Here is a 12,419-nt window from a genome sequence, read left to right as displayed (position 1 = left end):
AAAATGAAATTATTAAAAATATTATTACCGATTATATTGTTAGCGTTTACGCTTTACCATTGCAGCACTGTCCCCATTACAGGCAGATCGCAGCTAAGTCTTATTCCGGCAAGCGAAATGAATTCGATGAGCTTTCAACAATATGATCAATTCCTTCAAGAAAATAAGTTAAGCCAGAGTAAGTCAGATATTGACATGGTTAAACGTGTTGGTGCAAATATTCAGAAAGCAGTTGAAACTTATTTCAAACAAAATAATTTGTCGAAGGAACTCGCGGGATACCAGTGGGAATTTAATCTCATTGAAAGCAAAGAAATAAATGCCTGGTGCATGCCCGGTGGTAAGGTGGTTGTTTATACCGGAATTCTTCCTTTAACAAAAGATGAAACAGGATTAGCTGTTGTTATGGGACACGAAATAGCGCACGCAATTGCTCAGCACGGTGCTGAAAGAATGAGTCAAGGTTTATTGCAGCAGCTTGGCGGAGTTGCTTTGACAGTAGCTTTGAAAGATAAACCGCAAGAAACACAAAATCTTTTTATGACTGCATATGGAGTTGGAACTACAGTTGGAGTTATGCTGCCATTCAGCCGCACGCAGGAAAGTGAAGCCGATAGATTAGGATTAATATTTATGTCAATGGCGGGATACAATCCAAATTATGCAGTTGATTTCTGGACGAGAATGTCTCAAATGGGCGGACAAAAACCCCCTGAATTTTTAAGCACCCACCCTTCAGATGAAACGAGAATAGCAGATATCAAAAAAGAATTGCCGGAAGCATTGAAGTATTATAAAAAATAATTTTGAAGGGAGAGATGACATCCCATTAATCGAGATGCCATCTCTGAAAATTAAAATCTCGTTATCGAAGCAGTGTCATCTTTTTCGTTTCAACGTAACTGCCTGCCTGCAGTTTATAAAAATATATTCCTGATGATAATTGTGAAGCATCAAAATTTACTTCATAACTTCCAACTGGCTTTTCTTCATTAACTAATGTTGCAACTTTTCTTCCAAGAATATCATATACTTTTAGATTTACGAATGATGAATTCGGAACCTGGAATTTAATAGTGGTTGAAGGATTAAATGGATTGGGATAATTCTGCAATAAAGTAAATTGTTCAGGAATAATTTCTTCCCGGGGATTTTCAAATCCTGTAGTTATAGATATATTATATTTATCAGCGAGATAATTTTCAACTGCTAATATTTCAGAATCAGTCAGCAGTGTATCATAGACAATCGCCTCCGCGAAGTCACAGTTCGCCGTAAGCAAGTTTCCATTCGGGACACCATCAGCTCCTGCAATTCCTCCACCTGAGCCAGTCGAATCACCCATAGGACCAAAGAAGGATGGACCAAGTAGGTTAACTGACATTGTTGCACTATTGCCATTCCATCGCAATGTAGTGTTAAATTTCGTTTGAAATACTATGCTTATGATCCTCCATTCACCATTTGCGGCTATGTTGGGTGCGCTGGCGAACATCCCACCGATACCGTTTCCGAACAAGATGATATCTGGAACCCTGTCAAAGCCCCCCCATAGTACAAAGAACCACTGGTTATCTTCTCCACCGGAAGGACCAAAGTTTAAAACATGGCTGTTGTGCTCGCCACCACCAGAATAGTTCTTGACCACCATGAAAAGAGTGAATTTAGACATCGGAGTTGTACCGGTAAACCCCAACTTATCGTCAAAGCCATCAAACCGCAGTACAGGTTTTTGATTCAATACACTATCTTCAAACAACGGCTGACGAGTAGTGTTAAACTGAATCGCGTCATTTCCCTTTCCGCTCTGGTCTTGCCAACTGCTCACCTTTCCATTGAGTGTGTCCACACCTTCATCAGATTTCAGCCAGAGTTGAAGACCGGCGGTAGGTATTGTTGAAGTTATCATTTCTGACAACGGTCGTCTCCAGACGCCGTCATTAGTCCCGACAAAGAGATCGCTACTGCTGACGGCAAGGGCAGAAACAAAAGTATTCGTTAATCCGGTATTGACCGCAGCCCAACTTGTGCCGTTGTTTGTGGAAAGAAAGACACCGTTATCATTTCCGGCAAAGAGATTCGTGCCGCTGACAGTAAGATCTGAGGCACCACCTGGCAATCCCGCATTGACCTCAGTCCAACTTGTACCATTGTTTGTGGAAAGAAAGACGCTGCTATAAGTCCCTGCAAAGAGATTAGTTCCGCCTTCCCCGTTGGGGCTTTCAGCAAAGGTAGAAACATTTGTATTTGGCGGTAACCCAGTGTTGACCGCAGTCCAGTTCGTGCCGTTATCGGTGGAGCGAAAGACCCCGTCATAAGTCCCGGCATAGAGATTTGTGCCGCTGATTGTAAGGGCGATGACATTCTCGTTCGTCAAGCCGACCGCAGTCCAGTTTGTACCGTTGTTTGTTGATAGAAAGACGCCGGTATTATAAACATGGTTGACAAAGAGATTAGTGCCACTGACGACAAGATCTGAGACCCAAGGATTTGTCAATCCGTTATTGACCGCAGTCCAACTTGTGCCGTTGTTTGTGGAAAGAAAGACACCGTTATCATTTCCGGCAAAGAGATTCGTGCCGCTGACAACAAGATCTGAGGCACCACCCGTCAATCCGGTATTGACCTCAGTCCAGCTTGTACCGTTGTTGGTGGAAAGAAAGACGCTACTATTAGTCCCCGCAAAGAGATTAGTTCCGCCTTCCTCGTTGGGGCTTTCGGCAAAACAAAAAATAGAACCACCACCATAGGGTCCATTAGTCTGCACCCATTGGGCATTTAAAGAGGAAGAAAATATTGCAAAACTGATTTAAATCATGATATATAAGTTTTTCATTAGAACTCCTTTAATTGTAAAAAAATATTAATTATGATTATGGTTGTAAATAAACAAAATCCAAAGGGGGGACTACATAACAGTAATGTTCCCTTTACTTGCACTATTGTTCCATTTATAAAAAACAGGGATTTATTTGAGTTTCTGAGGACAGATACAAATAGACAACGATGAAAATCGTTACCTTTTTATATCGCTTGGCGGGTAACCAAATTCTTCTTTGAAGCATCTGGTAAAGTATGCCGGACTTGAAAATCCAAGAGAATATGCTATTTCAGAAATATTTCCCGTCTTCTCTTCAATCATCTTTTTTGCTTTCGACAACTTTACCGTTCTGACATATAAGGTTGCCGATTTTCCGGTCAAGGCTTTTAATTTTCTATGCAATTGAGTTCTACTCATTGCCACTTCACTGCAGAATTCTTCTATATTAAATTCTTCCTCAGAAATGTGCTTCTCAATTACTTCTCCAACTTTAATCATAAATTTCTCATCCAAACTTGTTCCCTTTTTTCCATCAGGCTTTAATACATATTCCAGCTTACTGTATTTTGCCTGCAATTTCCTTCTGATTTTAATCAGGTTTTCAATTCTTACCCGTAACTCTCTGACATCAAAAGGTTTGGTCAGATAATCATCAGCACCAGTTTCTAATCCTTCTAATTTATTTTCTTGTCCTGCTTTAGCTGTAAGCAATATAATTGGGATGTGACTTGTCATCTCATCATTCTTTAATTTTCTTACCAACTCATTCCCATCCATTTTCGGCATCATCATATCGCTAATGATAAGATCCGGAATAATCTTTTCTGCTTTTCTTACACCCTGTTCTCCGTTTACAGCTTCTTCAACAAGATAATTTTCTCCAAAGGATTCCTTTATATATTCTCTCATATCATAATTATCTTCAACCACAAGGATGATAGTTTTTTCTTCTTCTGCCTCATCCTTTCCATTTGGGATTAGTTCATCCTTTTTTGATTCTGTGAGAATATTCTGAGAAATTAAATTAGCATCAACTGTAATTTTTGTTTTGCTTATTTTCTCTTCAACTATTATCTCGTCATCTTTCAAATGATGTCTGCTGATTGGAAATTCCAAAATAAATTCTGTCCAGCCTCCTTTTTCACTTTCAACTTTAATTTTACCATGATGAAGTTCCACTAATTCTTTAGAAAGAGCCAATCCAATTCCTGTACCTTCATGTTCTTTTGTAAATGAACTATCTACTTGATAAAAACGGTCAAACAGTTTTGGTATTTCTTCATGAGCTATTCCAATTCCTGTATCCCTTATTTTTATTTCAACAAATCCTTTTGTGTTGTCATTTGAACTTGTTTCAGCATCTTACTAACTGTTGGAAATTCCGAAACAAGTTCGGAATGACACTCTTTTACAGAAACTGTAATCTTTCCTTCCTCAGGAGTAAATTTGAATGCATTTGATAAAAGGTTAGTCAGTATCTTCATCATTTTTTCTCTGTCAAAGTATAATTCTATAAAATCTTTTTCCGGCAGCAGTTTTAAGTGATATCCTTTGATTCAGCCAAGGACTCAAAAGAGAGTGCAACTCCTTTTACAAATGGAACAATGTCCCCTTTCGAAGCTTCGAGTTTTAGTTTTCCTGCTTCTAATCGTGAGAGATCGAGCAATTGATTAATAAGCTGTAGTAAACGCCTTGAGTTTCGCTTGATGATGTTAGCGTCTTTAGTGATATCATCTGATGTTTTTGAAATAATTTTTTCTGCCGGACCAAGAATAAGAGTAAGCGGAGTCCTAAATTCATGTGAAATATTTGCAAAGAACCTGGATTTTATTTTCTCTGTTTCTTCTTTTTCTATCAATACAGCCTTATCAACTTTAACCTGGTTTTTATATGATATTCTGTTCATCTCATAACGTCTTATTCCATACAGAGTAAATATGAAAAAACCAGCATATAATAAATAAGCCCACCAGGTTTTCCAGAAGGGCGGTGAAATAATTATTGTTATCGATGTTCCGGCTTCATTCCAAACCCTGTTACTAGTTGAACCTTTAACTCGGAAAACATACTCACCTGGATCCATATTCGGGTATGATGCAAATCGTCTTGTTCCGCAGTAAACCCAATCTTTATCTACTCCCTCCATTTTATAGGCATATTGATTCTCCGCACTGTTTATATAACTTAATGCAGCAAATTCAAATGAGATAAAATTATCTGAATGGGAGAGTTCTATTTCTTTACCGAATGGAAAGGGTTTTTCAAATTTGCGAAAAGATGTTATTACAATCGGAGGTATAAAATTATCTTCTTTAATACTGTCGGGATGGAACCGTATAAATCCGTTGTCCCCTCCAAAATACATTTCGCCATTTTTTGATTTACATCCAACCTTCATATAAAATTTAATCTCCGGGAAATAACTAGCAGAGTAATAATCTTTAAACTCACCGGTTACCGGATTGAATTTAGTAATTCCATTTCCTGTGCTCATCCATAAATATCCGTGGTCGTCTTCAAGTATTTGGCTTACACCACCGTCCACAAATCCATTATTACCATAAAAACGAGTAAAATTATTTTTAGAACGATTAAATCTGACCAATCCGGTACCGCATCCAAACCAGAGTGTTCCGTTCTTATCTTCGTAAGCTGAGAGAAAATTATTATCAATAATAGTTGAAGAATCTTCAGGAACGGAGTCATATTCTTTCACGGAATTCTTTTGGGGATCATAACAAAACAGACCGGTTGAAAATCCTCCAAACCAGACTAAACCATAAGAGTCTTCGTAAATAGTTGATATATTTTCTCCAAAAATGTTCGCAACCCGTTTTAGTTTTTTTGTAAGAGGATAAAACGAATATAGATCCCCATTAAAACTTCCTACCCAGAAATAATCATAATGTCTTTGATAAAAAGAACGAATAAATTCTGAAAACGATCCAGCGGTTGAATCAATATAACATGTCCAATTATTGCCATCAAATTTGTATAAGCCAGTATTTCCAGGGCTCATTATTATATTATCTGATTTATCGTGAGCAATTCCAGTAAAATTATATTTAGATATAATCGTTTCATTTTTTGTATCAAATATTTTCATACCCTTATTGGTACCAACCCAAATTGTTCCTTTATTATCTTCATATAATTCAATGACCTGACCTAAATCGAGGTTTTTCATTTTCAATGGATTGCTAATATATTTTTTAAAACAAGGATTTGGGTAGTCTAATTTATTGACGCCTTCGTAGAACGTTCCAATCCAGATTGAACCTGTCCTATCAAGAAGAATAGAAGAAACACCATTACCGCTCAAGCTCTCCTGATCATTCTCATCACGACTATAATTTAAGAAAGTCTTAGTTTTTTTATTAAAAATATCTAATCCCCCCCAGGTACTGAGCCAAATATTTTCTAAGCCATCATCAAATAGTGAACTAATTGTATTTTCTATGTTATTTCTGTATAAGGTAAACTTCTCAGTGTTTTTTTCAAATTTTAATAATCCTCCATCTGTTCCTATCCATAAAACACCTTCAACGTCTTCAGTTATTGCTTGCAGCCAGTACTGCCTGGTTTTTGGATCACCCCACTCATTATTCGGGTAATGCCAGTAGTGATAAAATTTATTGTTTTCTCTGTCATACTTATCAAGCCCTCCGCCGGTTGCTAACCAAAGAGTCCCCGACTTGTCTTCATAAATACCATTCACTGAGTTATGACCAAGACTATTTGGATCATCTTCTTTATGTAGAAATTGAGTAAATGAACCGCTTGCCTCATTAAATTTGTAAAATCCGTATGCAGTACCAATCCACATTATATCGGTTTTATCAATATAAATTTCCAGTACATAGTTACCCCATCCGGTTCTGGAATGTTTAGGATCTGGCAGATAATTTTTAAATGTTTCTGTCTGAGGATTAAATTTTTCAATTCCACCATTGATTGATGCAATCCAGATATTTCCTCGCTTATCCTCTTTGATCGTTCCCGGTAATAGTAAAGAAAGTACTTTAGATTTTTTAGGATATTTATAAGAGGTAAATTTGTAGCCGTCATATCGATCCAATCCTTGTTGAGTATAAATCCAAATATATCCTGTCCGATCCTGATAAATATCACTGATGTTTGGAGATGACACACCTTGTTTAACATTGAAATGTTCGAAAGTAACGTTTGAACTTTGTGGATAGATATTAAATGATAGCACGCAGGAACTCGCTAAAACGAAAACGCAAAATCGAATCAGACGTAAATATCCATTACAAAAAAGTAGGTGAGGTTGTCTAACTCTATTTATTTGAACTTCATACATCAAGTTTTTTAATTGATTAATGTTTAATCTGAAAAATAGAATGAGATTTTAAGAAAGGTTCTTTTTCAGCCGCAAGAATATAAGCAGAAATATATTATTGTGGCAAATGAATATTTTGATAACCGCGGATAGGAATGCGTGGCAAACAATAATGTGTTAACGAAAAAGGAAGAGATGACAGCTTAAAAAGGTTGTCATCTCTAAAAATATTTTATTCTTATCTCATCAAAATCATTTTCTTAGTTTCAACATAACTGCCTGCCCGCAGTTTGTAGAAATATATTCCTGATGATAATCTACTTGCATCAAAATTTACTTCATAACTTTCAACGGGCTTTTCTTCGTTAACTAAAGTTGCAACTCATTACCTAATACATCGTATATCTTTATAACTTGATGAATGTTGAGAAGAGTCTGATACTAGCGCAGGGCCCAAAAGACTTTGAATAATTCCAACTTAACCCAAATCCATTTAGCTGATTGAAAATTACTTTTAGTGTTTAGGAAAACTTGAGCAGGGGAGAGTTTTGTTTTTAAGGTGGTGAGGAAATGACGAATGAGATTATAGGCATATATATTTGTGTAAAGTTGCACGACAAAAATTCTGGCATAGCCATAACTATGTTAAAAGAACTTTTTTAGCAATCCATAAAATGGATTGAATAATATTTCTATATCCTCTTGACTTTGTACTTATTAAAGAGGTTAGGTTGTTTACTAAATTAGTAACAAAAATATTTTCTTTAGTTATCTAAATATTCTTGAAGATCAATTTTATATTTTTCAAAAAAATCTTTTATCCTTGGATAAACAAAACCATCACTTTCGATAAAACCATTTAGTTTTCCTAAATCAGATTTATTAAAAGTACTTTTAGCTTCATCAAAAGTTAAATCATCATTAAGGATAAAAAAAAGTAGACGTTTAAAGGAATTATTTTGATTCCCAGGTTTTATAAGTATAGAGGCAACTAAACCAGAATGAGACTTACTAGGTTTTGTTTCTACTATGTCTTCAGGACCAAATTCAAACAAAATAGTTTTGTCATTAAAATCGAATTCAATATTTGGTAATAATTCGTAAGTATTTTCAGATATGTATTTACTTTGAATTGGAATAGAGACATTACCTCCATCAATGAATCTTACATAAATAATATTGTCTTTGTCCATAGCAACCTAACTCTTATTTAACCCGCCTTATTGCTTGATAACATTCCGGCGGGGGGAATGTTATCTACTATTAAAAATTTAATTTTCATTCTGTTTTCTAATCTTTTTGCGGGATATCATTCCATAATTAGAGAATGTTATCCAACGGGCTTTTAACTCCAAGTACTGTTTTTAATACAAGTGCACTTAAATTTTTTTTCCTATTTTCCATTTTCACAAAAACATCCTCAATTGTTTGGTTAAACTTATTGCTTGTTTTATTTATAGACAACAAATTCATATATATTTTTATCTTTTTTATCTATCAATTGTCTCACCGTTTTCAGTACAACTTTATGAGTTTTAAAAATAAAAACCAAATTATTTTTTTTTATTTACTCAGCCACTGATTGCGTTTGTTCATTAAAATCTTCGCCCAGCTATATTAAAGCCCTTCTGATAAAAGCTCCATTTTAAGTAAAATTTACTTCCATTCTTTCTTATCCGCAATCCTTTACCCTAATAATCACCCCAAATCTTGAAAATCGCTAAAATTCGCACATAAGATGACATCTTATGTACAGAAGATGTTATCTTATTTACGTAAGATGCCATCTTATTTACCGGAGATGTCATCTTATGTACAGAAGATCATATCTTATTTACGTAAGATACCATCTTATTTACCGAAGATATCATCTTATTTACGGAAGATTACATCTTATTTACCGGAAAGATCATCTTATTTACAGAAGATTATATCTTATTTACGTATGTTGATAACTTATTTACATAAGTTTATATCTTATTTATCCAAGATGATGTCTTACGTACATTTTTTACAATCTTATGCAAGTAAAATTAGATCATCTAAACATGATTTTTTTTTATTGGTCTCGAATTCAATGTTTTATCAATTACAGAGTGATGGGTTAATAAAATATCAGATAAAAAAAAAGTCCCGCCTTAACAGCGGGACTTTTTACAAAGGGAACCATAGGACAAAGAAAATTATTTCATCAAAGTCATCTTCTTCGTTTCAATAAAAGATCCCGCTTTCAAAGTGTAAAAATAAATTCCCGATGATAATTGAATAGCATTAAAAGTAACTTTCATTCCTAAACGAAGAGAGATTGGCTGCTGATACCTGTATGCCTGAACATAAGTAGGATTAAGATCAGATGGATTTCCGTTTGAATCAACATTAAAATAAAGTCCAGTTTTGACTATTGAGTCGAACTTCATACATCAAATTTTTTTACTTGATTGTAGTGTCAAGCAAATATTATTGGTAATCGGGGTATGGAATGCGTTGCAAACAATAATGAGTTAATGAAAAGGAAGAGATGACAGTTTAAAAAAGCTGTCATCTCTTTATCAAATAATTTATCCCTTCACATAAGAAAATTTTTCGGCGATTTTTCCGTTACGCACACGGATTATATCAACACCTCTTACGTGTCCTTCTTTCCCCTCCTTTATCCAATAATAAATCCAGCGAACGATGCAGCGGTCTCCGAACGCAAAAATTTCTTCTGTTACAAATCGCGCTTTCGGCGAACGATTGAACATTTCTTCCCAAACCTTACGAATTGCAATCTGTCCTTCAAAGCGTTCGCCATCTGGAGCAGGACGAGTGTTTTCAAATACACAGTCATCAGTCATCAGATCCATAATCCGATCAACATCGTGATTATTGAATGCTTCATTAAATTTATTTACTGTTTCTAAGGTTTCATTGGTATTCATATTATCTTCCAAAAATTTTTGATCTGATTGACTAAAACAAAATATGCTTATTGAAAAAATTAGAAAAAATATATAATTAATTTTCATTTGAATTTATCTTTCTAATCAAGTTTTTCGTATCAACAAAATATTTGACTGCTGATTAATAAAATTATTTCGATTCACTCATTTGCTTAAGGCGTTTGAGTGCTTCACTATAATATTCTGTCTGTTTTGAAAGCTCCTCGCTGGATTGTTTGCCTGACTCCGTATATCTTTCTATGAATGTTACTTTGGTCCCTTTATTTTCAGCCGACAAAAGCCATCTTTCCTGACATAAATAAGAACCTCCATCAACTTCCCAGTTAAATCTTAACTCGGAAGGTTTGTTAATGAAACTTAAAAATAGTGTGCCTTCATCACCCATTTCTTTTAACCGTGCACTCTCACCAACTTTTGAAAAGGTCTTGGCACCACCCTTGTATTCTGAACCCATAATTGCAGAATGTTTCTTCACATCTGTAAGCAGGCTCCATATTTTTTCGCCCGGCGCATTAATAAATACGCTGCCTTTGAATTGTTGTCCGGTTAAAGGACTGTTTACTATCTGTGCGTTGCTGTTAAAAATAAATCCAATTAAAAATACAGCGAGTGTGATAAAATAAATTATTTTCTTCATTGTTTATCTCCTATCTTGAATACAATTATATTGTTAACAAAATCAGTTTTCTTTTTGAGCTTAACTCTGAACTAATTAAAAGAAAAAATTATACGTGCTTTACTTCTGAGATTTTTTAATGTACTCTATTGATGCAAGCAGTTCTTTGCAGAACTGATCATAATCCATCTGCATACCGTTAAGATATGTACTCCAGCCGGCGCTTGATTTAGCGTAGTGGACTGCATCTTCTACTTCCGCATCACTCGCTCCGAAAAGTTTTGCAACTTCTGTGTGAAAGAATGAACAATACTTGCATCTTGTTACTGCAGCTACTGCAACACCAATCAACTCTTTGTATTTATTTGGAATTGGACTTTCATTAAGTTGAAGTGTTTTAAAAAGATTCCACTCCAACTCAAGCGATCTATCCGGAACCAATTTGAAAAACGCTGGAACTTTTCCCAATGTTTTTCGATATCCTGAAAAACTTCTTTCCTGTTCATAACGATACTCCTTTTGAATTTGTTTATAAGTTGTTTAACTGCTTTTGAAAATTTATCTCGCTGATAAATATTTTTTGTAAGACAATACTGAGAACTAAGAATTATTAAACTTTAAGAATTACGGTGGTTAAAATAATTTTATTAAATCGGGTGCGCTTGTATAGAATTCGGTAAAGTATGTATGAATCAGAAACTTGAAGGCTAATTGGCTGGAGAAAATCCTGTTAAGAATTTTACCTCATCTATATTTGTTTGAAATTTCTCACGAAGTTCAAGCGGTGAAAAGCCTGTTCGCTGTTTTATAAAATGAGTGAAATGAGATTGATCATTAAAGTTAAGTTCAAGTGCTATTTCAGTAACGGTTTTATCCGTCGAACCCAATTGAACTTTCGCTTCGAGCAGCAGAATATCATTAATCATATCGCGGGGAGTTCTCCCAAATGTTTCAAGCACTACATCGCAAAGATGTTTTGAAGATATATGTATCTGATCAGCATAATCCTGAACCTTATGCATATTAACAAAATTCTGTTCAACGAGATGTTTAAATTTGTTCGCAAGTTGAGCAGAGCGGTTCGTATTTTGTTTTATTTTTTGTGCAAGCGGCTGGTAGATTTCTCTAACACGTAAAAGTAAAATATGGATATAGTTTCGCAGCAGATAATCTTTCTCGTGAGAAAACCTTTCGTATTCAGATATTATATCTTTAAATGATTGCTGAATCAATTCACTTTGTTCATCAGAAATATTAATGACGTGCTCTGCATTCATATCAAAACAAGGGAATTGAGAATTGAGAGGACCATTTAACAACGGCTGTATAAATTCCGTTTTGAAATGAATGCAGTAACCTTTGCATTCACGCACGTGTGAAGAAGCATAGACCATATTTTCAGGAACTATTACTAAGTCGTTTGGTTTTAACCAGCGGTAATCTGCACCAAGATGCACATCGTGTATACCATCAAGCAAAAGATAAATTAGATTGAACTGTCTTCGCAATGCAAGAATACCATTAACCGGATCCACATTTTTATGTTTATCCTGCAATGTTCCCGGCATTACCAACATATTAATATCGTAGGGCTTATTATCCCGATTAATCTTTGCCTCGAATTCCGCGAGGTTTTTGATTATAAGTATTTCTTTTTTAGGCATAACAAGAAATAAGTATGATTTTAATTTTAAATCGAAAAAGGAACTCAATTATAAGCGCAGGAATATTAGTAAA

11 protein-coding genes and 1 pseudogene are annotated in these 12,419 nt (G+C 35.0%); 1 reads left to right on the top strand and 11 read right to left on the bottom strand.

Annotated elements, in window-relative coordinates:
* Window positions 1-3: 3 nt before the first annotated feature.
* On the top strand, window positions 4-804 hold the full coding sequence (locus IPH11_08555) for a M48 family metallopeptidase (GenBank protein ID MBK6913706.1): 801 nt from the start codon (window positions 4-6) through the stop codon (window positions 802-804).
* A gap of 61 nt (window positions 805-865) precedes the next feature.
* Here IPH11_08555 and IPH11_08550 read toward each other — a convergent pair whose 3' ends face one another.
* From IPH11_08550 to IPH11_08500, 11 genes and pseudogenes are all read right to left on the bottom strand, one after another.
* On the bottom strand, window positions 866-1,495 hold the full coding sequence (locus IPH11_08550) for a T9SS type A sorting domain-containing protein (GenBank protein MBK6913705.1): 630 nt from the start codon (window positions 1,493-1,495) through the stop codon (window positions 866-868).
* 1,521 nt (window positions 1,496-3,016) lie between these two features.
* On the bottom strand, window positions 3,017-4,021 hold the full coding sequence (locus tag IPH11_08545) for a response regulator (GenBank protein ID MBK6913704.1): 1,005 nt from the start codon (window positions 4,019-4,021) through the stop codon (window positions 3,017-3,019).
* Between the two features lie 113 nt (window positions 4,022-4,134).
* Entirely contained in the window at window positions 4,135-4,308 is a 174-nt protein-coding gene (locus IPH11_08540; GenBank protein ID MBK6913703.1) for an ATP-binding protein, read from the bottom strand.
* 50 nt (window positions 4,309-4,358) lie between these two features.
* Window positions 4,359-7,040, bottom strand: coding sequence for a hypothetical protein (locus tag IPH11_08535; GenBank protein ID MBK6913702.1), 2,682 nt, complete (start codon window positions 7,038-7,040; stop codon window positions 4,359-4,361).
* A gap of 322 nt (window positions 7,041-7,362) precedes the next feature.
* A pseudogene (locus tag IPH11_08530) lies at window positions 7,363-7,547 on the bottom strand (T9SS type A sorting domain-containing protein).
* 341 nt (window positions 7,548-7,888) lie between these two features.
* Window positions 7,889-8,317 (bottom strand): hypothetical protein, encoded by a 429-nt coding sequence (locus IPH11_08525; GenBank protein MBK6913701.1) that lies wholly within the window; start codon window positions 8,315-8,317, stop codon window positions 7,889-7,891.
* 990 nt (window positions 8,318-9,307) lie between these two features.
* Window positions 9,308-9,541, bottom strand: coding sequence for a hypothetical protein (locus IPH11_08520; GenBank protein ID MBK6913700.1), 234 nt, complete (start codon window positions 9,539-9,541; stop codon window positions 9,308-9,310).
* 141 nt (window positions 9,542-9,682) lie between these two features.
* Window positions 9,683-10,045, bottom strand: coding sequence for a nuclear transport factor 2 family protein (locus IPH11_08515; GenBank protein MBK6913699.1), 363 nt, complete (start codon window positions 10,043-10,045; stop codon window positions 9,683-9,685).
* 151 nt (window positions 10,046-10,196) lie between these two features.
* Window positions 10,197-10,703: a hypothetical protein gene (locus IPH11_08510; GenBank protein ID MBK6913698.1), complete on the bottom strand. Its 507-nt coding sequence runs from the start codon at window positions 10,701-10,703 to the stop codon at window positions 10,197-10,199.
* Window positions 10,704-10,802: 99 nt separating this feature from the next.
* Window positions 10,803-11,150, bottom strand: a complete 348-nt coding sequence (locus IPH11_08505) for a carboxymuconolactone decarboxylase family protein (protein ID MBK6913697.1) — start codon at window positions 11,148-11,150, stop codon at window positions 10,803-10,805.
* Window positions 11,151-11,389: 239 nt separating this feature from the next.
* On the bottom strand, window positions 11,390-12,346 hold the full coding sequence (locus IPH11_08500) for a helix-turn-helix transcriptional regulator (protein ID MBK6913696.1): 957 nt from the start codon (window positions 12,344-12,346) through the stop codon (window positions 11,390-11,392).
* Window positions 12,347-12,419: the final 73 nt, after the last annotated feature.

The sequence above is a fragment of the Ignavibacteriales bacterium genome, from assembly GCA_016709155.1.
GTDB lineage: Bacteria > Bacteroidota > Ignavibacteria > Ignavibacteriales > Ignavibacteriaceae > JADJEI01.
This window is presented reverse-complemented; position numbering and strand designations above follow the sequence as displayed.